Origin of the sequence: Pseudactinotalea sp. HY158, assembly GCF_009660225.1 — a bacterium.
In the GTDB taxonomy this organism is placed as follows: domain Bacteria; phylum Actinomycetota; class Actinomycetes; order Actinomycetales; family Beutenbergiaceae; genus HY158.
This window is the reverse complement of record NZ_CP045920.1, coordinates 939311-959872: the sequence shown is the minus strand read 5'-3', so window position 1 is coordinate 959872 and position 20562 is coordinate 939311. Positions and strand designations below refer to the sequence as shown.

Here is a 20562-nt window from a genome sequence, read left to right as displayed (position 1 = left end):
TGCATATTTCATGAAAGCGATGTTAGGCTCGCTTTCATGAAATATCCGAGTCCGGTGCTGCTGCCCCTACTTCGGAGTCGAGCCCAGGGGGAGATCATCACGTGGATCATGCTCCATCCCGACGTCGAGCAGAGCCTGACCGAGATCGCCGCCGCCGTCGGAACCTCCACTCCGACCGTCATGCGTGAGGTGGACCGGCTCCTGGAGTCGGGCCTGGTCAGATCTCGCCGACGCGGGAACCAGCGGGTCGTCACGGCTGCGACCGACAACCCGGTCTACCGACCACTGGCCGAGCTGTTGATGCTCACCTTCGGCCCGATCGGAGTCCTCCGAGACCTCCTCGGCGACCTGTCCGGCATCGACCGTGCCCTCATCTATGGATCATGGGCGGCCCGATACCAGCAGCAGCCCGGACACGTGCCCAACGACCTGGACGTCTTCATCGTCGGCAGCCCGGACCGACCGGCTCTCGGCGACGCCATTGAGAAGGCCGAACGGATCCTACGACGCGAAGTCAATCATCGCCTCGTTGCCGCCGACGATTGGGACTGCGACACGGGCTCCTTCAAGACTACAATGTTGAGCCGCCCGGTCGTCCACCTACTCGGAGAGCCTGATGATTGACCGTCCACCTCCGGGGCATTGGCCCCAAGGCGAGGCCGAGATCACGGACATGATCCACCGTCGAGAGCTGGAACGTGTCGACCCCTCGCCCGAGCACGCCGACCTGCTCATCGACCAGGCGGCAGGCCACCTGAGCGCCGCCGCGCCACTCATCGATCACCACCCTCCCTCGGCATTCACGCTCACCTACGATGCCGCCCGCAAAGCGATGACGGCGGTACTGGCGAGGCAAGGACTCCGGCCGACGACCGGCGGCGGCCATCTGGCCGTACAGGAGTCGATCGAGGCGCAGCTGGGACCGAACGTGCGGCATATCGTCCGGCCGTTTCGCACGATGCGACGTCGGCGTAACGAGAGCGAGGACCCGCGAATCGGCGAGGCACCGGTCACCGTCACCGTCACCGAGTGTCGTCACGCCCACTGCGATGCGACCGCCATAGTCGAACACATGACAAAGTTCCTGGCCCAGGTCGGCCCGTGGTGAGTCGGGCCTCGAACAGGACCGGCACCACCGACCACCCTCCCACGACAGACGCCGCAGCTCGGTCCACGCTCGGCGCCCGCCGGCCCACCCTCCACGAAGGACGCCGCCATGTCAGTTGATCTCACCGTCGGGATCGTCGGCATGGGCACGATCGGAGCGACCCACGCCCGCGCCCTCCGCGAGATCGAGGGCGTCGCAGTCACCGCCTACAGCGGCGGGAGGGAAGGCAGCGGCGCCGACTGCGGCTGGCCGCGGGCACGGTGGCTCGACCACGCCCAGCTCGTCGAACGCGGCGAGGTCGACATCGTCGCGCTCTGCTCACCGTCGGCCCTGCACGGGCCCGCCGCGATCACGGTCGCCCGTTCGGGCCGGCACGTCGTGGTGGAGAAGCCGATGACGCTCGACGTGGCGGAGGCCGAGACCCTCGCGAACCTGCAGGCCGAGGGCCCGGGCATCGTCGCGATGGTCTCCCAGCGGCGCTTCGAACCCGTCTACCGGCGCGTGCACGACCTCCTCGCCCGGGGCGAACTCGGCGAGATCCGCCTCGCCACCACCCACGTGCACTGGTATCGCGACCAGGCATACTTCGACGCCGCCCCATGGCGATCGGAGCGCTCCGGCGGGGGCGGCTCCCTCGTGAACCAGGGCGTGCACAACGTCGACCTGCTGCAGTGGCTCTGCGGGCCGGTCGAATCCGTGACCGCGCAGACCGCGACGCTCGCGCTGCCGATCGCCGCCGAGGACACGATGGTCGCGACCGCCCGGTTCTCCTCGGGCGCCCTCGGCCTCCTCTCCACCTCGACCGCGACCCCGCCCGGCTTCCCCGCGACGGTCACCGTGCACACCTCGCTCGGCATGCTCACGCTCGGACAGGGCGATGTGCACGCGTGGGAGATCCCGGGCGTCCCGGCCCCGGATGCCGCCCCGGCTCCGGCGAGCGGGGCGGCCGACCCGGGCGCCATCGGGCTGGCCGGCCACGTCGCCTACTGGCACGACGTGATCGATGCGATCCGCACCGGTCGGGCCCCGCTCGTGGACGCGACCGAGGGCCTGGCGGTCACCCGACTCCTTCGGGGGCTCTACGAGGCCGCCGACACCGGGCGGCTGGTGTGGCTCGCCGACCTACGGTGAGGCCTCTCGGAACTTCCGTCCACCACCCGCCCCATGAGCGGAACTGAATATTTCTTTCAGATTTCGATCACTTGTGCCCCCATGACCTGTGAGTTATTGTGAACGAGTTGTTCACCATCAGCCTCAACGAAGCAGCCAGGTCAAAGATGCCCCTCTCACTCCGCAGCCGCCGCTCCGCCGCCATCGTGGCCGGGTTCGGCTTCCTCCTCAGCCCGCTCGCGTTCGCGCTGCCCGCGTACGCCGCGGACCCCGCCGGGGAGGCCATCCCGAACTCGGGCTACAGCCTCCTGAGCTTCGACTCCGAGGCCGACCCGTACCCGGCACCGCCCTCGCTCGACGGCACCGCCGCGGCCGCCTTCGACGGCGACTACTCCACCCAGTGGGGGAGCGAGTTCAGCCCCGAGGTCCTGCCGATGCCGCACTGGCTCGTCTTCGACATCGGCGCGAGCCACGTCCTCACCGGCCTCGGCTACTCGGTCAAGGAGCAGGGCAACGGCCCGGCCAAGGACGTCGCCGTGTACGCGACCGACGATGCGGCCGTCGCCACGGCCGCCGACGGCGACTGGGGAACGGCCGTGGGCACCGCCACGTTCGCTCAACCGACGAACGACGAGCAGATCCAGCACGTCGTCTTCGACGCGCCCGTCACCGCTCGATACGTCAAGTTCGAGGTGATCAGCTCCGTCAACGGCAGCGGCAACGCCTCGGCCTCCGAACTCGTCGTCTACACGACCGACGATCTCGGCGACGGCGGCGGCGACGGGGGTGACGGGGGTGACGGGGGTGACGGGGGTGACGGCGTCGAGCCCGGTACGCCCGCGACCCCGGTGACCATCGGCAACGGCGCGGGCCTCGACGTCGCGGTGGACGACGACTTCCCGCAGGTCGTCTCCTACGATCTCGACGGCGCCACCATCGGCGGCCAGGCCACCCAGCTCGACACGTTCAGCATCCGGGCAACGGACGCCCCGAAGAACGAGGAGGGTGGCAGGGACTACGCCGCCCAGACCACGGGCACCATCGAGGGCGACACCGCCACCTACGTCTCGCAGATACCCGGGTTCGGCGACCTGACGATCACCTCGACGATCACGGTGACCGACGAGGACACCGTCGTCTTCGAGATGACCGAGCTCACCGGCGCCGACGCAGCCAGGGTCGACGAGATCTCGATCCCGAACCACTCCCTTGTCTCGGTCGACTCCGGTGAGACCGGGGCCCATCTCGCCCGCACGGGGATCGACACCGACTCGACCACGACCGCCGACCAGTTCATCGAGATCGCCGCCCATACCCCTCTCGACTCCTCCCCGGTCGGCACCCCGTACGCGTTCGTGAGCAACGCCGGGATCTCAGCCGGCCTCCTCACGAACGGCACGGACGACTCCACCAACCGTCACTGGAATGACCGACTGCTCTCGCAGATCGTCGACGCCGGCGACGGCGCCCGCCGGGCCGAGCTCTCGGTCGGCAACTGGACCTACGCCCCCCGCGGCGCGACCGATCCCCGCGTGGACGTCTACGCGCTGCCCAAGGCGACCGTCGTGCTCGCAGGCGATGAGAACGGCAGCGGCGAGGTCGACTGGCAGGACGGCGCCATCGCCTTCCGCGAGCACATGAGCGCCCCGCTCGGCGCCGAGCGCGTGCCCGAGCGCGTGGTCCAGCACATCCCGTTCAACTTCGCCTCCCAGGCCACGAACCCGTTCCTCAAGACCCTCGACAACGTCAAGCGCGTCTCGATGAGCACCGACAACCTCGGCCAGTGGATCCTCGAGAAGGGCTACGGCGACGAGGGCCACGACTCGGCCCACCCCGACTACGGCGGCAACTACAACACCCGCGCCGGCGGCCTGGCCGACTTCAACACCCTCATCGAGGCGGGTGCGGGCTTCAACACCGACGTCGCCGTGCACGTGAACGCCACCGAGGCCTACCCGCAGGCAGAGAACTTCTCCGACCGGCTCGTCCAGGGCGGCGGGCCCAACTGGAACTGGCTCAACCAGGCCTATTTCATCGACCAGCGCTGGGACCTGGGCGAGGGCCACATCCTCGACCGCTTCGCCCAGCTCGCCGACGAGGCGCCCGGCCTGGCCGGCGTGTACATCGACGCCTACTACTCGAGTGGCTGGCTCGCCGACGGGCTCGCCGAGCAGCTGTACGGCATGGGCCTCGAGGTGGCCAGCGAGTGGGCCTACAGCTTCGAGGGCACCTCACTCTGGTCGCACTGGGCCACCGACCGCGGCTACGGCGGCGCCACGAACAAGGGCATCAACTCCAATATCATCCGCTTCATCGCCAACGGCCAGCGCGACGTGTGGAACCCCGACCCAGTGCTCGGCTTCACCCAGATCAAGGACTTCGAGGGCTGGACCGGCCACAACGACTGGAACACGTTCTACGACAACATCTGGGTCGACAACCTGCCCACGAAGTTCCTCCAGCACTTCCCCATCCAGGAGTGGGAATTCGGCACCGGAGCCACGCTGAGCGACGGCGAGGCAACCATCGAGGTGAGCGTGAGCGGCGGCGTCCGCACGATCCACATGGACGGCGCGCGCGTGGCCGAGGGCGGGGCCTACCTGCTGCCGTGGGGCGACACCGCCTCGAACGGCACGACCTCCCCGGCCGACGCCGACAAGATGTACTACTACAACGCCGACTCCTCCGGCGCGACCACGTTCGACCTGACCGACCAGTTCGACCCGAACGGCGGCTATGCCCTCTACGAGCTGACCGACCAGGGTCGGGCCAAGGTCGCGGACGTGCGTGCGGACGGCGGCCAGGTCACCCTGACCGGGGAGGCGGGCGTTCCGTACGTGCTCGCCCCGACCGGCGAGAGCGCCCCGCACGCCGGCGCCTCTTACGGCGAGCACTCCGGGCTCGTGGACCCGGGCTTCAACTCCGGCGACACCGCCGACTGGAACGCCACCGGCGACCCGCAGATCCTGCGCAACGACAAGGGCGACAACGTGCTGCGGCTCGGCACGGACGCCTCGGGCATCTCCCAGGAGGTGACCGGCCTCGAGTCCGGTGGCCAGTACACGCTCAGCGCCAACGTGGAGATCGAGGCGGGCGAGCGACGCCCCGTGACGCTCGAGGTGAGCGGCACGGATGCCGACACCGCGCCGTCCACACGCTTCGACCTGACGCCCGCACGGAACTGGGTCGCGGCCGACGCCAAGACCGGCTCCTACTCCCAGCGCGCCCGGGTCTCGTTCATCGCACCCGCCTCCGGCACCGTGACCGTCTCGATCTCGGCGGCCGCGGGAGCGCCCGACGTCACGCTCGACGACGTCCGGGTCATGGCCTCGACCGAGACGTGGACGCCGACGACCGCCGACACCGGCGTCGCGGGCGGCACGCTCGTCGCATCGAACGACTTCGAGGGCAACCAGCCCGGCTGGGGTCCCTTCGTCAAGGGCGATGCCGGCGGCTCGACCGACCCGCGCACGTCGATCAGCCACCTGCACGAGCCCTACAGCCAGAAGGCGTGGAAGAACGAGAACCGCCCGTACAACTCGGGCACGCTCGACGGTCTGGCCGTGGACGACGTGCTCGACGGCGACAACTCGCTCAAGGCGCACGAGGAGAACACCGGCCTCGTCTACCGCACGATCCCGGCGACCGTGCCGTTCGTCGAGGGCCACAAGTACAACGTCTCCTTCGACTACCAGACCAATATCGACGGCGTGTGGGCCTGGATCACCGGTGCCGACCAGGTCGCGGGCGGCGAGCTGAGCAACGTCGAGGTGACCAGCGAGACCATGGCACCGGCCCTGGAGACGACCAGGTATTCGCGTGACATCATCGCGGGCTGCGGCGACACGTGGGTCGGGCTGCGCAAGCTGACCGGTGCCACCGGCGCGGACTTCGTGCTCGACGACTTCACCGTGACCGACCTCGGCGAGGCGACCGGCGGTGCCGCGTGCGCCGGCATCACCGCCCCCGCCGCCGCGCTCAGCCCCGGCGTGCCGAGCCCGTACACGACCTCGTTCACGAACAGCGAGCAGACCGCCGCAGACAATGTGGCCCTCGGCCTGGCGCAGGTCCCGGAGGGCTGGACCGTCGAGGTGGCCGACCCCGACGGCAACCTGTTCGAGACCGTCGCGCCGGGCGAGACCGTGTCCACGACGTGGCTCATCACCGCCCCCGCGGAGGCAGCCGGCACGACCGTCCGGCTGCAGGCGACCGGCACCTACTTCAACGAGTGCGCGACCAAGACCGCGAGCGCGGAGGTCAAGGCGACGGTGTCGAGCCGGTCGATGCTCTCCCCCGCCTCGATGACGGCGACCGCGGACTCCGAACAGGCCGGAGCGGGCAGCGAGGGGCCGGCCGAGTTCGTGCTCGACGGGAACTCCTCGACCATCTGGCACACCCGCTACAACCCCTCCACGGACGACTACCCGCACTGGCTCACCCTCGACCTCGGCGGTGAGGCGACGATCGACGGCTTCGGCTACCAGAACCGTCAGGACGGCGGGAACAACGGCAAGGTCGCGGCGTACAAGATCGCGGTCTCCGACGACGGCCAGAACTGGACCGACGTCGCCTCCGGAGCGTTCACCGACATCGACGAGAAGGGCATGCAGGAGATCGACTTCGACGAGGTGACCGCGTCCTACGTGCGGTTCACCGCGACGAGCGCGCTCAACGGGCTTCCCTTCGCCGCGGCCGCCGAGATGCGGGTCTACGGCACCCCGTCGACGACGCTCGAGGGCTTCACGCCCGGCGAGCGGCCCGACGACGTCCCCGGCCCGGACTGCGGTTCGAACGGCTCCGACGGCGGGTCCGACGGGTCCGATGGCGGCTCGGACGGTTCGGACGGCGGGTCCGACACCGGCTCGGACGGTTCGGACGGCGGGTCCGACAGCGGTTCGGACGGCTCGAACACGGGCTCCGATGCCGGCTCCGACGGGGCCGACGCCGGCGCGAACGGCTCGGGCGACAGCTCCGACAGCTCCGGTGGCGCGGATGCCGGCGCATCTGCTTCCGGTAGCGACGCCGACAGTGACGCCGCCGCCTCCGGCGGCACGGGTTCCGGCGGCACGGGCGGCGATGCCGGCGGTGACTCTGGGTCGATGCCGGACACGGGCCTCCAGGTCGAGGCGACGATCGTCGCGGGTCTCCTCCTGGCCGCGGCCGGAGCGCTCCTCATCGGCCGGCGGCGCCGCATGAGCTGAGTCCCGGCACCACACAACGGGTCCAGGTCGACCCTCCTCACGGGGAGGGCGACCGGGACCCGTTGTCTCTCCCCCGGAACGACGTGGGCGGCCTACTGTTCGGAGCCGACCGAGACCTTCCACTTGACCCAGGTCGTTGTGGCGATCATGTGCACTCCTCCGCCATAGGAGTGGTAGCCGCTGCCGCTGCCGCCGCCCCCACGAGGCTCGGGCTTCGGGTGCTCTTGTCGTTGACAGTCGGTCCGCTCCGGTTCGCCGGTCCTGTTGATGGTCCAGGACTCGCGCTGGTAGAAGTCGTCGCCGAACGTCTCGTAGACGTTCTCCCGCCAGACCGTCATGCCCCCGCGGGGGCCGGCCGTGCTCGAGAGGAGGCGCGTACCCCGGTATTCACCGGCCTTGTCGAACCACGTATTGGTCGAGGGTGGCCGCGTCGCCGTCGGGCACGGAACCTCACCGCCGCCCGCACCCGCTGATGCCGGCGCCGCCACCAGGATCGCCCCACCCGCCGCGAGCGCGAGCGTCGCACAGGTCGCGGTCACCCGCCCGAGGACGCTCGTCGCTCTCGTTCGATCTCTCATCGTGTCCACCTCATCGTGTCCAGCCACCCGATGTGCCACCGGGCGGGCACGGGGCCATTCCCGCTCGGGAAACGTAACAGTTCCCGCGCGAGACGACCAGAGGATCCGCGCCGGAGCTCTCCCCGTTCCCGTCGAGCCTCGACGGTCGACCCGGCGCTCGCTCCGCATCGGACACGAGCTGTGCCGGCCCGCCGCGAGCACATGTGCACCAACGGGCACGATGCCTGCCCTCGCGACCATTCCCCGATGGGCACGGCGGGCGCACACTGTCATCCTCGATCCGCGCGACAGCGCGATCGTTCGCTCCGGACGGAGATGACACATGAGTCGATTCGCGCCCCCGCAGGCGGCCCGGGCCGACGCGGGAAGAACACCCGTCGCGGCGACCAGGCCGCGAACGCCCGTCATCTCCCCCGTCGCCACGCCCGGCCCCCAGCCCCGAGACCTCCTCAGCCTCCAGCACGCCATCGGGAACGGCGGTGTCACCCGGCTCGTACAACGGCAGGACACCGCGCAGGCACCGACCGCCGCCCCCGCGGCCGCCGCACCGCGCACCGAGCTCGACGTCCGCTACAACGGCGACTACGCGCTGGCGGCCCAGGCGGTCAAAGGCCTGTGGGACACGACCGGCGGCGTGGTCGCCCGCCAGCAGCAGGCAGTCACCGACTTCATCGGCTCGGGTGGCGCGGCGAGCACCGATCCCCCCTCCCTCGCCGAGAGCCTGATCGTCGGCGCACTGGAGACCGCACTCGGACTCGCCCTCGGTGGGATCGGTACGGCGATCATCAACCGCCTCGGTGGCACGATCCGGGCAGCCGTGCTCGCCGGAGCGATCCAGGGAGAGGCCACCGGCACGGTTCCCGCAGAGGTCGTCGGTGCCGCGGGACGGCTCGCCCAGGAGTTCGTCACCGCGACGGTCGACGCGGGCAAGTCCACAGTGACGTCGTACGTGAGCAGCAGCGTGCGCGGCCGGCTGCCGCAGGCGACGCCACTGGCCCAGTTCGGGCGCGGGCAGATGGCGACGCTCAACGAGGTCTCGATCGCGCAAGGCGAACAGATGCTCGAGCGGCTGGCGAATGCCCCGGCTCCGGAACGCTGGGTCGCGGCGCAGGGGATCTACGACGCGCTCCAGGCGAGCCTCCGATCCGCCTACGTCACCCAACGTGACGCGATGACGGACACATGGCTGACCGCCCAGGTGCGCCACGTCGGTGGCGGGGCCGAACCGGGAGTCCTCAACGTCACCCTGACCGATGTCTATGCCGATCACCGGGGCCCGCTGCGAATCGACAGCGCCAATCTCCTCGGTGCCGGCGCGAACGCCACCGTGCGCGGCTGGGTGGCGGACCGGCCGCTCGAGGACGTCGGAATACCGAAGGTCGTGACCATGAACGGCAGCCTCGGGGCGGGCATCCTCGACTGCATCTTCACGCTCCGGCTCTGGTCGGCGCCGCCGCCGGCCACCGGCCCCTCGATCAGGTCCGCGACGCCCGACCCACTGGCCGCCTACCTCGCCGGCGGGCCCGCCACGCTGCAGCGGCTCAGCAACAACCGCTGGGGCGACGACTGGCTGGCCGCCTATCACCTCGGGCTCCAGGACATCGACGGCGACGACCCGAGGGTCTCCGCCGAGAACATCGTGGCCGGCGCCCACAAGGTCTGGGACAACATCAAGGGCGCGAGCATCTCCGCACGCGGCGGTTCGGTCGGCGCATCGTCCTGGTGATCGACGTGACCTCCTCCTGGGCGATGCGGCCCGCCCACGACGCACGCGGGCGCACCTGCGACGATGGGGATCATGCCCATGAACGAGGAGGCGCGGGGCCCGCTCGGCCCACCGAATCCGGGTGATGCGTGGATCGACGGGCCGCGCGGCCGGTTCTGGGGCCGCTACGGCGCGGCCGGCCTGCTCGCCTGGGACCCGCGGCGCGGCGTGCTGCTGCAGCATCGCGCGCTGTGGAGCCACCACGGCGGAACGTGGGGGCTTCCGGGCGGGGCACTGCACGCGAACGAGGCGCCCGCCGCGGGGGCGGTGCGCGAGGCCCGTGAGGAGGCGGGGGTGCCCGAATCGGCCCTGCGCGTGCGTGCCACGCATCTCTTCGACGCCGGGTACTGGCGCTATACGACCGTGCTCGCCGAGGTCCTCGCTCCGTTCACCCCGGTCATCGCCGATCCGGAGAGCCTCGAGTTGGCGTGGGTGCCTGTGGACGACGTCGCCGCCCGGCCGCTGCACCCCGGCTTCGCGCGGGCGTGGCCGGAGCTGCGCGAGCTGCTCGCGGGATTCGCTCCCGGCGGCCCGGCTCGCCGGCCCGGCCGCTGACCCGAACCGGTCCGCTACTTCTGGGAGCCGGCGAGGAGCGCCTGCACGAAGTACCGCTGGAAGGCGAAGAACACGATGAGCGGGACGATCATCGAGAGGAACGCACCCGAGGAGAGCACGTCGATATTCGCCCCGAACTGGCGCAACTGCGTCTGGATCGCCACCGTGATCGGCATCGAACTGGAGTCGGTGAAGATGAGGGCCACGAGCATGTCGTTCCAGGTCCACAGGAATTGGAAGATCGCGAGCGAGGCGATCGCCGGCAGCCCGAGCGGGAGCACGATCCGGAAGAAGATGCGCCACTCGCCGGCCCCGTCGATCCGGGCCGCCTCGAGCAGCTCGGAGGGCACCTGGGTGAAGAAGTTCCGCAGCAGGAAGATCGCGAACGGGAGCCCGAAGCCCGTGTGGAAGAGCACGACGCCGACCACACTGCCGAAGATTCCCAGGGTGCCGAAGAGCCGGGCGAGCGGGATGAGGGCCACCTGCACGGGAACCGCGAGCAGCACGATGACGGCGATGAGCAGCCAGTCCCGCCCCCAGAACTGCATCCAGGCGAACGCATAGCCGGCGATCGAGCCGATGAGCACGACGAGCACCGTCGCCGGCACGGCGATCATGATCGTGTTGAGGAAGGATCCGGTGATCGTGGAGTTGCTCAGCAGGTTCGAATAGTTCTCGATCGTCAGCTGCGCGGGCTTGGTGAAGACGTTCCACCAGCCGGAGGAGGCGCTGTCCGCGCCGCTGCGCAGCGACGTGAGGAACAGCCCCACCGAGGGGATGAGCCAGAAGAGCGCGACGAGCAGGAGCACCACGTTGACGACGCTCGAGGAGAGGACCCGCGTGATCCGCTGGCCGGCGCTGGGCCGACCGCGGACGATGGTGAGCTCGGTGGCGCTCATCGGGTCCGCTCCTCTTTGAAGCGCCGGATGTTGATGATCATCGACGGCAGCACGAGCACGAGCAGCAGGATCGACAGGGCGGAGCCGAGGCCCATGTCGTTTCCGCCGCCGAAGGAGACGGTCCACATCTCCACGGCGATGACGTTGGCCGCGGGTTTCGAGGCCCCGGGCGGGATCACGTAGACGAGGTCGAAGATCTTGAGCACGTTGATCACGAGCGTGATGAAGACGACGATGAGCACGGGCGAGAGCAGCGGGGCCGTGATCTTCGTGAACACCTGCCACTCGTTCGCCCCGTCGATGCGGGAGGCCTCCTGGAGCGACCGATCGATCGCGGAGAGCCCCGATGAGATCATCACCATCGCGAACCCGGCCCAGATCCAGATATACGACAGGATGATCACCGCGGTGATGAACGTGGAACTCAGCCATGACACGCCGTCGAAGCCCTCGCTGAAGTTCGAGGCCGGCAGCGCGATCCGATAGGAGGATCCGGGATCGAGGCCGCTGAGCACGAAGGTGCCGTCGGGCCCGGTCTTCGCCGAGCCGGCGACCGTCCCATCCGCGTTCACGGCATCGACGTGGACCCCGGGCAGGCCGAGCTTGCCCGGCTCGATCCGGCCGTCGGTTCCGCCACCGCCACGGATGACGTCGAGGAAGACGGTTCCGGTGACCTCCGACGGCCCGGCGGGCGGCGGCTGTGCCGCCTGGACGGCGGCATCGGGCACGCTGTTCGGCCGGATGGCCACGAGCGGGAAGTTCTGCTGCTGCCCGGTCGCGATCTCGGCGTCGGAGGCGATGACGCCGCGGTCGGAGCCGATCCCGACGTCCTCGCGTGGCTGCGCCCCCGGATAGTTCGACTCGTCGGTCACGGCGTCGTGCACGCCGACGATGACCGCGTTGACCACTCCCTGGTTCGGGTTCTCCTGGAACATGCCCCGGAAGATCACCCCGGCCGCGAGCATCGAGATCGCCATCGGCATGAAGATGATGAGTCGGAACGCCGCCTTCCAGCTGAGCTTCTCCAGGAGAACGGCGAAGATGAGCCCGAGAATCGTGCAGGACGCGGGCGCGACGATCACCCAGATGATGTTGTTTCGGATCGCGGTGAACGTGCTGTCGTTCGTGAACATGGTGACGTAGTTGTCCCAGCCCACGAACCCCCCGCCCGTTCCGTAGAACGACTGGATGAGCGTGTAGACGATCGGGTACACGACCAGCGCGCCGAGCACGACGAGCGCGGGGGCGAGGAAGGAGGCGACGACGGCGAGCCGGCGCCCACGGCCCCTCCCCCGGGCGGGTGGCCCGGGGGAGGAGTCCGGCGGAGCGTCGACGAGGGCGGTCATGACGGACCCGGACCGGTCAGTACGCCGACGCGGCGGCGCTCTCGAGACGCTCCATCGTGCCCTGGATGTCGTCGGGATGCTCGTAGAAGGTGATCATCTCCTGCCAGAATCCCTGACCGGGGGTGCCGCCGAACGCGCTCGGGGTCTGGTCCGACATGTCGAACCGGAACGTCTCGGCGCTCGTGAGCTGTTCGGCGATCTGCTTGGCCACCTCGTCGGGGTAGAGCGAGGTGTCGACCTTGTTGTTCGGTGAGGTGAGGCCGCCCTGTGGAACCCAGACCTCGGCGGACTCCGGTGAGGCGAGATAGGCCATGAGGGCGCTCGTCGCGTCGTCGTCGGTGAAGTGGATCGCCACGTCGCCGCCGCCCACGACCGCCGGCGCGGAGCCCTTGATCGAGGGGAACGGGTAGAAGAGTGCGTTCTTCCCGACGGTCGAGTTGCCGTCGGCGGTGATGTTCCCGGCCACGAAGTCGCCCTCGTAGACCGTGCCGGCCTTGGGGTCGGCGCCGAAGACCGCCGTGACCGAGTCCGGGAAGCTGCGTTGGGCGCCGCCCTCGAGGAGGAGGTCACTGCTCCACAGCCCGCCGAGGACCGTGAGCGCGTCCTTGACCGACGGGTCGGTCCACGGGATCTCGTGCTTGGTCAGCTGATCGTACTTCTCCGCTCCGGCGGTGCGCAGGTAGATGTTCTCGAACCAGTCCGTCAGCGGCCAGCCGACGTCCGCCCCGACCGACAGGCCCGCGTAGCCGAAGTCCTCGATGAGCCCGAGCTGATCCATGAAGCCGTCCCAGTCCTTCGGGACCGTCGCGCCGGCATCGTCGTAGATGTCCTTGTTGTACCAGACCGTCGACTTGTTGGCCGCCTTGAACCAGACGCCGTACAGGTCCCCGTCGACCGTGCCGAGGTCGATCCACGACTGCGCGTAGTTCGCCTCGACCGCGCTCTTCACGTCGTCGCCCACCGGCTTGATGTCGCCATTGGACGCGAGCGATTCCATGAGTGCGGGCTGCCCGACGACCGCGATATTCGGGGGATTCCCACCCTCGATCTGGCCCTGGATATACGTGGGCCCGTTGTCGCCGAAGCTCGTGTAGTTCACCGTTGCACCGGTGTCGTCCTCGAATTTCGAGAGCACGGCCTCGAAGTTCTTCTGCTCCTCACCCGTCCAGGCCGCGACGACGCTGAGCGTCTGACCGGAGAGATCGACGGCCTCGGTCGACTCCCCGCCGGTCGTCTCCCCGCCGGCGGTCTCGCCTCCGGACCCGCCCCCGTCGCCCCCGCCACAACCGGCCATCACCAGGCTCGCCGCTGCGATCCCGGCGGCCGCCGACAGCCATCTCCCTCGTCCGTTCACCATCTCACGACTCCTTCGTACGAATTCGCTCAGTTTCGTGGACGGCGCCGAGTGGGCCCCAGTGCCGCGTTTTCGACGATACCGCCGCCCTCCGTCGTTCGGTGATCCCGGCCCGGTCTCATTCCCATAACGTCGCGGCCGCAGCCGTGTCGCGGGCCGGCGCGGGTCCGGGGCGGCTCCGGGGCGGCTCCGGGGCGGGCAGCAGCCTCGTCGCCGCGCTCGGCGGGCGGCTAGTCTTGCCCGCGATGACTTCGCTTCTTCTCGCCTCCGCGTCCCCGGCCCGCGCCGCCACCCTCCGAGCAGCCGGTGTCGAGCCGCTCATCCGGGTCTCCCACGTCGACGAGGACGCCGCCCTCGCCGACGCCCGGGCCGAGCGGGGCCCCCTGACGGTCGCCGAATCCGTGGCCGTCCTCGCCGAGGCGAAGGCGCGCTCGGTCGCCACCGATCCGGGGGCTCCGGCGGCCCAGGTCGTCCTCGGCTGCGACTCCCTCCTCGAATTCGACGGCGAGGGGCTCGGCAAGCCCCACCGGGCCGAGGTCGCCAGGGAACGCTGGCAGCGGATGCGCGGCCGGAGCGGCGTGCTGCACACCGGTCACGTGCTCCTCACCGCCGACGGCCGGGAGGCCGCGGGTGTCAGCCACACCGAGGTGGACTTCGCCGAGGTGACCGACGCGGAGATCGACGCCTATATCGCCACGGGAGAACCGCTGCGCGTCGCCGGCGCCTTCACCCTCGACGGGCTCGGCGGAGCATTCGTCTCGGGGGTGCGCGGCGACCATCACGGCGTCGTCGGGCTGAGCCTGCCGCTGCTGCGCACCCTCCTCGCCGGCCTCGGCATCGGCTGGACCTCGCTCTGGGCCCACCGGACGGGCGCCTGACCGGATGCGGGACGCCCCGCCACCGTGCGCATCGCGAGCACCGAGAGACCCGAGTGACCCGAGAGAACTGAGAGGACTGAGAGAACTGAGAGAACCCGTGACCGACACCCGTCCCAGTGACATCGACCTGGCGCTGCTTCGCGAAGCGATCGCGCTGTCCCAGGACGCCCGGGGCCGCGGACGCCATCCGTTCGCGGCGCTCGTCGCCGACCGCGATGGCCGCGTCGTCTCCCGTAAGGGGAACAACTCCATGCCGCCGGGCGGAGACCCCACCCAGCACGCCGAGCTCGCCGCCGCCGCGGATTCCGTGGCCCACCTGGGCCCCGCGGAGCTCGCCGGGGCGACGCTCTACACCAGCGCCGAACCGTGCGCGATGTGCACGGGCGCGATCTATTGGTGCGGCATCGGCCGGATCGTCTACGCGCTCTCCGAGACCCGACTGCTCGAGCTCACCGGGGACGATCCGCAGAATCCGACGTTCGCGCTGCCGTGCCGCGAGGTCATCGCCCACGGCCAGCGCCGGATCGAGGTGCTCGGGCCGCTGCTGGAGGACGAGGCGGCCGCGGCCCACGTCGGCTTCTGGACCCGCCGCAGCGACGCCTCCCCGGCCTGATCCGACCGACCGCTGATCCGGAACGGGCCCGGCGAGTCGCCGGCCGTCTGGGCCCCCGCGTGTTTTGTCCGGTCTACACTAGCTGTGGTCCAGGCCACGGTCGGCCCGGCCCCCTACTTTGTGAGGTCTCCACAAGTTTTGCCTGGCCGACTTGCTTTCACCTACAGACTTCGTCGGCACGGGCGGGCATAGTTGGGGCGAACCGACCGCCCGTACTAGCGTGGCCCGGGCCGGCGTTCCATTCGCCCGGCCGTGCCGGTGTGGCAACAACGAGGAGTGTGCATGACATCCACGGCGTCCGGGCCTCGCCCCCTCCGCAAGGTACTGATCGCGAACCGCGGCGAGATCGCCGTCCGGATCGCGCGGGCCTGCCGCGACGCCGGCCTCACCTCCGTGGGCGTGTACGCCGATCCCGATCGCACCGCCCTCCATGCCACCCTGACCGATGAGGCCTATGCCCTCGGCGGGGCGCGCGCCGCCGAGACGTACCTGGACATCGCCAAGCTCCTCGACGTCGCCCGGCGCTCCGGTGCCGACTCGGTGCACCCCGGCTACGGCTTCCTCGCCGAGAACGCGGACTTCGCCCGCGCCGTCATCGATGCCGGCCTCGTCTGGATCGGCCCCCCGCCGGCCGCGATCGACGCCCTCGGAGACAAGGTCTCCGCCCGTCACATCGCCCAGCGTGCCGGCGCCCCGCTCGTCGCCGGCACCCCGGACCCGGTCGAAAGCCCGCAGGAGGTGCTCGACTTCGCGGCCGAGCACGGCCTGCCCATCGCGATCAAGGCGGCCTTCGGCGGCGGCGGTCGCGGCCTCAAGGTCGCCCACACCGCCGAGGAGATCCCCGATCTCTTCGAGTCGGCGGTCCGCGAGGCCACCGCCTCGTTCGGCCGCGGCGAGTGCTTCGTCGAGCGCTTCCTCGACCGGCCCCGGCACGTGGAGACCCAGTGCCTCGCCGACGATCACGGCACCGTCGTGGTCGTCTCCACCCGCGACTGCTCCCTGCAGCGGCGCCATCAGAAGCTCGTCGAGGAGGCGCCGGCGCCGTTCCTGAGCGAGGAGCAGAACGAGCAGCTGCGCACCGCCTCGATCGCCATCCTCACCGAGGCGGGCTACCGGGGAGCGGGCACGTGCGAGTTCCTCGTGGGCACCGACGGCACGATCTCCTTCCTCGAGGTGAACACCCGCCTGCAGGTGGAACACACCGTGACCGAGGAGGTCTCCGGCATCGACCTCGTGCGCGAGCAGTTCCGGATCGCTGCCGGTGAGCCCCTCGGCTACACCGAGGTGCCGCTGCGCGGCCACTCCTTCGAGTTCCGCATCAACGGGGAGGATCCCTACGCCGGGTTCCTGCCCGCGCCCGGCACCCTGACCACCCTCGACTGGCCCTCGGGTCCGGGGGTACGGGTCGATTCGGGCGTGCGCGCCGGCGACACGATCTCCGGTGCCTTCGACTCGATGATCGCCAAGCTCGTCGTCACCGGCGCCACCCGCGCCGAGGCCCTCCAGCGCGCCCGTCGCGCGCTCGACGAGACGGCGATCGTGGGCCTGCCCACCGTCGTCCCCTTCCACCGGGCGATGGTCTCCCACCCCGCCTTCACCGCCGAGTCCGGCGACTTCGGCGTGTACACCACCTGGATCGAATCCGAGTTCATCGACGGCTTCACCCGCCCCGAGGACGCCCCCGTGGCGACCCCGGTCGAGGCACCGGAACCCGAGGAGGCCGTCGAACGCGTCGTGGTCGAGGTCGGCGGCAAGCGCCTCGAGGTCGTGCTGCCGGCGGGCCTGGGTCTGGGCTCCGCCAAACGAAACGGCCCTCGCAAGCCCACGCGCCGCTCGGGCCACCGGACCGCCACCAAGGTGAGCGGCAACGCGCTCGCCTGCCCGATGCAGGGCACGATCGTCAAGGTGGCCGTGACCGACGGCGACGTCGTGGCGGAGGGCGACCTGGTCGTCGTCCTCGAGGCGATGAAGATGGAGCAGCCGCTCTTCGCCCACCGAGCCGGCCGGATCCACGGCCTGACCGCCGGCCCCGGGCAGTCGATCTCGGCCGGCGGGATCATCTGCCAGATCGACGACGCCGGCTCGGAGTGAGCACCGCACTGCCTGCGGGCGGGGCCGCAGGGATCGACCCGGCGGCGATCCGCGCCTTCGTCGAGGCGGCCGAGCAGGTCGCCGAGCTGCACACCCTCGCGATCTCCCACCGCGGCACGACGGTGGCCCAGGCTCAGTGGGCGCCGTACTCCCTCGATCGGCCCCAGCTCGTGTACTCGGTGTCCAAGACGATCACCGCCATGACGGTCGGCGCCCTGCTGCACCAGGACGGCGGTGCCTCGATCTCGCTGGACGACCCGATCCTCGACCACCTGCCCGCCCCCGGCATCACGCCGGCTCCGGCCTGGCACGACGTCACGATCGAACACTGTCTGGCGATGGCGACGGGCCACACCGCCGACGCCTGGAACCGCGCCTGGGCCGGGCCGGGGCCGCTGCCCGCCCCGCTCCTCGACCTCATGCTCGCCACCCCGCCGCAGCGCCCGCCGGGGACCGTGTTCGCGTACAACCAGGTGGCCACGAACCTGCTGTCGCGGATGGTCACGCACGTGACCGGGGCGCCGCTGCGACGAGTCGCCCACGAGCGCGTGCTCGGCCCCCTCGGCCTGCCCGAACCCGGCTGGTTCACCGACGCGACCGGCATCGACCAGGGCTGGTCGGGCGCCCACGTGCGCACCGGCGATCTGCTCACCCTCGGCCGGTTCTGGCTGCGCGACGGGTGCACCGAGGACGGCACCCGGCTCCTGCCGGGCGGCTTCCTCGACCGCGCGACCACCCCGTTCGCGCCGCTGCCGGAGGCCTGGACCCGGGGCGCGTGGACCCGCGGCTACGGCTACTCCTTCTGGATCCTCGATGCCGGCTTCCGCGCCGACGGCGCGTTCGGCCAGTTCGCCGTCGTGCTCCCCGCCGCCGACCTCGTGGTCGCGATCACGTCGATCTCCACCGACATGCACGGCCTCGGCGAGCTCATCCTCACCCACCTGCTCCCCGGCGTGGGCCGCGAGCCGGCCCCCGAGGACGCCTCACTCGCCCCGTTCCTCGCCGATCGCTCGCTCCCGCTGCTGCCTGCGGCGGGCACCGCCCCGGCCGGGCTGCCCGCGTGGCACCCGCTCGCTCCCCCGGCCGCGGTCCCGGTCGCCGGCGCGCCGCCGGCAGCACCCTCCGCTCCCCCGCCGGACGCGACCGACGTGCCCGTCGCCGGATTCGACGCGGTGTCGCTTCCGGCCCCCGGCGAGCCGCTGCGGCTGCGGTACGCCGGTACGGAACTCGCGCTCGTCGTCCCCACGCATTCCTGGGGCGAGACCGTCCTGAGGGCGCCCGCCGGGCCGTACGCCGGCACGGCGGTGCGCGTGCTGGCCCAGGGCGGCTGGTCGGACGGCACCTACCGGGCGCGGCTGCGGATCCCGAGCTTCCCGCACCACGTGCTCGTCACCGGCGATGCCGCCTCGGCGAGCGTCGTGTGGCCGATCGCTCCCCTGAACGGCGCGGACCTGTTCGCCGCCTCCCCCGAGCGTGCCGGGCTGAGCGCATGACGGCCCCTCCCACGGAGACGAGCCGGGCGGCCTGGGCGGCCCTGTGGGCCATGGTCATCGGCTTCTTCATGATCCTGGTCGACACGACGATCGTCTCCGTCGCGCTGCCCACGCTCATGCACGATCTCGAGGCGGACGTCTCGCAGGTGATCTGGGTCAACTCCGGGTACCTGCTCGCCTACGCCGTTCCGCTGCTCATCACCGGGCGGCTCGGCGATCGGTTCGGTCCGCGGCGGCTCTACCTCACCGGGCTGACGGTGTTCACGCTCTCCTCGCTGTGGTGCGGCCTCACCGGCGACATCACGTGGCTCATCGTGGCCCGGGTGGTGCAGGGGCTCGGCGCCTCCATGCTCACCCCGCAGACGATGGCCGTGATCACCCGCACGTTCCCGCCGCACCGGCGCGGGCAGGCGATGTCGCTGTGGGGGGCGACCGCGGGCGTGGCGATGCTCGTGGGCCCCCTCGCCGGCGGGCTGCTCATCGACGCCGGCGGCTGGGAGTGGATCTTCTTCGTCAACGTGCCCGTCGGCCTGATCGGGCTCGTGCTCGCCTACGTGTTCGTGCCGCGGCTGCCGATCCACTCCCACCATTTCGACGGGGTGGGAGTGGCGCTGTCGGCCGTGGGGATGTTCTGCCTCGTATTCGGGATCCAGGAGGGCGAGACCTACGACTGGGGCACGATCGCCGGGCCGATCTCGGTGCCGGCGCTCATCGCGGTCGGCGTGGCGGTCATGGTGGCGTTCGTGCTGTGGCAGCGGCGGATTCGCACCGACCCGCTCGTGCCGCTCAACCTGTTCAAGGACCGCAACTTCTCCCTCGGCAACGGCGCGATCGCGTTCGTGGGCGTGTCCATCACCGTGGTCAACTTCCCGATCATGATGTACGCCCAGTCGGTGCGGGGCCTGAGCCCCACCGAGGCCGGGCTGCTGCTCGCGCCGATGGCGCTCCTGCAGACCGCCCTCGCCCCCCTCGCCGGCCACCTCGTCGACAGGATGGCGCCGCGCGTGCTCGCCCCGATGGGACTGTTCTCGGCCGCGGCGGTGCTCTGCTGGTTCACGTTCGCGCTCTCCCCGACGACCCCGATCTGGCACATCGTGCTCGCCATGACCCTGTTCGGGGTGGCGAACGCCTTCCTCTGGTCGCCGCTGTCGGTCACGGCCACCCGGAACCTGCCCATGACCAGCGCCGGGGCCGGATCCGGGGTGTACAACACGACCCGGCAGGTCGGGGCCGTGCTCGGGAGCGCGGCCATCGCCGTGGTGCTGCAGTCCCGGCTGGTGCACTACCTCGGCCCGAGCGCCGACGAACTGAGTCAGGGCGGCTCCGCGGCCGCGGCCGACCTGCCGCCGGAGGCGCTCGCGGGCTTCTCCTCCGCGATGGCCGACACGTTGCTTCTGCCCGCCATCGGCGTGGCGCTCGCCGGGGTGCTCGCCCTCTTCTTCGTGGGCCGCCCCTCCGACAGCGCGCCCAGTGCGCCGGTCGCCACCCCTCGACCGGCCCCTGCGGGGAAATAATCCGGTCGCCCGGGCGCATGATCTTCCCCGGTCGGCGCCGCGGGAGAGGCCCGGCCG

15 protein-coding genes are annotated in these 20562 nt (G+C 70.7%); 11 read left to right on the top strand and 4 right to left on the bottom strand.

The window, feature by feature from the left end; all coding sequences use genetic code 11:
* The first annotated feature begins 36 nt into the window (after positions 1 to 36).
* The 4 genes from GCE65_RS04240 (at position 37) to GCE65_RS04220 (ending at position 7419) form a co-directional block, all read left to right on the top strand.
* Entirely contained in the window at positions 37 to 624 is a 588-nt protein-coding gene (locus GCE65_RS04240; protein WP_153877491.1) for a winged helix-turn-helix domain-containing protein, read from the top strand.
* Positions 617 to 1108, top strand: a complete 492-nt coding sequence (locus GCE65_RS04235; RefSeq protein ID WP_153877490.1) for a hypothetical protein — start codon at positions 617 to 619, stop codon at positions 1106 to 1108. Before GCE65_RS04240 ends, GCE65_RS04235 begins: the two co-directional genes overlap by 8 nt.
* Before the next feature lie 108 nt (positions 1109 to 1216).
* Positions 1217 to 2239, top strand: a complete 1023-nt coding sequence (locus tag GCE65_RS04230) for a Gfo/Idh/MocA family protein (RefSeq protein ID WP_153877489.1) — start codon at positions 1217 to 1219, stop codon at positions 2237 to 2239.
* A gap of 146 nt (positions 2240 to 2385) precedes the next feature.
* Positions 2386 to 7419, top strand: a complete 5034-nt coding sequence (locus GCE65_RS04220) for an endo-alpha-N-acetylgalactosaminidase family protein (protein ID WP_228760108.1) — start codon at positions 2386 to 2388, stop codon at positions 7417 to 7419.
* A gap of 92 nt (positions 7420 to 7511) precedes the next feature.
* Here GCE65_RS04220 and GCE65_RS04210 read toward each other — a convergent pair whose 3' ends face one another.
* On the bottom strand, positions 7512 to 7997 hold the full coding sequence (locus tag GCE65_RS04210) for a hypothetical protein (RefSeq protein ID WP_153877488.1): 486 nt from the start codon (positions 7995 to 7997) through the stop codon (positions 7512 to 7514).
* Between the two features lie 322 nt (positions 7998 to 8319).
* On the opposite strand from GCE65_RS04210, the gene GCE65_RS04205 reads away from it, so the two are divergent.
* Both GCE65_RS04205 and GCE65_RS04200 read left to right on the top strand, forming a co-directional pair.
* Positions 8320 to 9723, top strand: a complete 1404-nt coding sequence (locus GCE65_RS04205; protein ID WP_153877487.1) for a hypothetical protein — start codon at positions 8320 to 8322, stop codon at positions 9721 to 9723.
* Between the two features lie 72 nt (positions 9724 to 9795).
* Entirely contained in the window at positions 9796 to 10317 is a 522-nt protein-coding gene (locus tag GCE65_RS04200; protein WP_227992876.1) for an NUDIX domain-containing protein, read from the top strand.
* A gap of 14 nt (positions 10318 to 10331) precedes the next feature.
* On the opposite strand, the gene GCE65_RS04195 is transcribed toward GCE65_RS04200, so the two are convergent.
* From GCE65_RS04195 to GCE65_RS04185, 3 genes are read right to left on the bottom strand one after another with little or no spacing between them, the layout of a single operon-like run.
* The gene (locus GCE65_RS04195) at positions 10332 to 11216 is read right to left on the bottom strand and encodes a carbohydrate ABC transporter permease (protein ID WP_153877486.1); all 885 of its coding nucleotides are present in this window, start codon (positions 11214 to 11216) and stop codon (positions 10332 to 10334) included.
* Positions 11213 to 12562 carry an ABC transporter permease subunit gene (locus tag GCE65_RS04190; RefSeq protein ID WP_153877485.1) on the bottom strand — a complete coding sequence of 450 codons (1350 nt, stop codon included), beginning with the start codon at positions 12560 to 12562 and terminating at the stop codon, positions 11213 to 11215. The genes GCE65_RS04195 and GCE65_RS04190 overlap by 4 nt, the downstream gene beginning before the upstream one ends.
* A 16-nt stretch (positions 12563 to 12578) precedes the next feature.
* Positions 12579 to 13919 (bottom strand): ABC transporter substrate-binding protein, encoded by a 1341-nt coding sequence (locus tag GCE65_RS04185; RefSeq protein WP_153877484.1) that lies wholly within the window; start codon positions 13917 to 13919, stop codon positions 12579 to 12581.
* Positions 13920 to 14161: 242 nt separating this feature from the next.
* Between GCE65_RS04185 and GCE65_RS04180 the strand changes: the two genes are divergently transcribed.
* The 5 genes from GCE65_RS04180 to GCE65_RS04160 all read left to right on the top strand — a co-directional run bounded on the left by GCE65_RS04180 (position 14162) and on the right by GCE65_RS04160 (position 20505).
* Positions 14162 to 14794, top strand: coding sequence for a nucleoside triphosphate pyrophosphatase (locus tag GCE65_RS04180; RefSeq protein ID WP_152817565.1), 633 nt, complete (start codon positions 14162 to 14164; stop codon positions 14792 to 14794).
* 97 nt (positions 14795 to 14891) lie between these two features.
* On the top strand, positions 14892 to 15407 hold the full coding sequence (locus GCE65_RS04175; RefSeq protein WP_228760107.1) for a nucleoside deaminase: 516 nt from the start codon (positions 14892 to 14894) through the stop codon (positions 15405 to 15407).
* 282 nt (positions 15408 to 15689) lie between these two features.
* Entirely contained in the window at positions 15690 to 17498 is a 1809-nt protein-coding gene (locus GCE65_RS04170; protein ID WP_152817563.1) for a biotin carboxylase N-terminal domain-containing protein, read from the top strand.
* The gene (locus tag GCE65_RS04165) at positions 17495 to 18991 is read left to right on the top strand and encodes a serine hydrolase (protein ID WP_194928824.1); all 1497 of its coding nucleotides are present in this window, start codon (positions 17495 to 17497) and stop codon (positions 18989 to 18991) included. The genes GCE65_RS04170 and GCE65_RS04165 overlap by 4 nt, the downstream gene beginning before the upstream one ends.
* On the top strand, positions 18988 to 20505 hold the full coding sequence (locus tag GCE65_RS04160) for a DHA2 family efflux MFS transporter permease subunit (protein ID WP_153877481.1): 1518 nt from the start codon (positions 18988 to 18990) through the stop codon (positions 20503 to 20505). Before GCE65_RS04165 ends, GCE65_RS04160 begins: the two co-directional genes overlap by 4 nt.
* Positions 20506 to 20562: the final 57 nt, after the last annotated feature.

Bases quoted from the DNA above. Each gene is read 5' to 3' on its own strand.
- GCE65_RS04240 (WP_153877491.1), top strand. From the start codon at position 37: ATGAAATATCCGAGTCCGGTGCTGCTGCCCCTACTTCGGAGTCGAGCC.
- GCE65_RS04235 (WP_153877490.1), top strand. From the start codon at position 617: ATGATTGACCGTCCACCTCCGGGGCATTGGCCCCAAGGCGAGGCCGAG.
- GCE65_RS04230 (WP_153877489.1), top strand. From the start codon at position 1,217: ATGTCAGTTGATCTCACCGTCGGGATCGTCGGCATGGGCACGATCGGA.
- GCE65_RS04220 (WP_228760108.1), top strand. From the start codon at position 2,386: ATGCCCCTCTCACTCCGCAGCCGCCGCTCCGCCGCCATCGTGGCCGGG.
- GCE65_RS04210 (WP_153877488.1), bottom strand. From the start codon at position 7,997: ATGAGAGATCGAACGAGAGCGACGAGCGTCCTCGGGCGGGTGACCGCG.
- GCE65_RS04205 (WP_153877487.1), top strand. From the start codon at position 8,320: ATGAGTCGATTCGCGCCCCCGCAGGCGGCCCGGGCCGACGCGGGAAGA.
- GCE65_RS04200 (WP_227992876.1), top strand. From the start codon at position 9,796: ATGCCCATGAACGAGGAGGCGCGGGGCCCGCTCGGCCCACCGAATCCG.
- GCE65_RS04195 (WP_153877486.1), bottom strand. From the start codon at position 11,216: ATGAGCGCCACCGAGCTCACCATCGTCCGCGGTCGGCCCAGCGCCGGC.
- GCE65_RS04190 (WP_153877485.1), bottom strand. From the start codon at position 12,562: ATGACCGCCCTCGTCGACGCTCCGCCGGACTCCTCCCCCGGGCCACCC.
- GCE65_RS04185 (WP_153877484.1), bottom strand. From the start codon at position 13,919: ATGGTGAACGGACGAGGGAGATGGCTGTCGGCGGCCGCCGGGATCGCA.
- GCE65_RS04180 (WP_152817565.1), top strand. From the start codon at position 14,162: ATGACTTCGCTTCTTCTCGCCTCCGCGTCCCCGGCCCGCGCCGCCACC.
- GCE65_RS04170 (WP_152817563.1), top strand. From the start codon at position 15,690: ATGACATCCACGGCGTCCGGGCCTCGCCCCCTCCGCAAGGTACTGATC.
- GCE65_RS04160 (WP_153877481.1), top strand. From the start codon at position 18,988: ATGACGGCCCCTCCCACGGAGACGAGCCGGGCGGCCTGGGCGGCCCTG.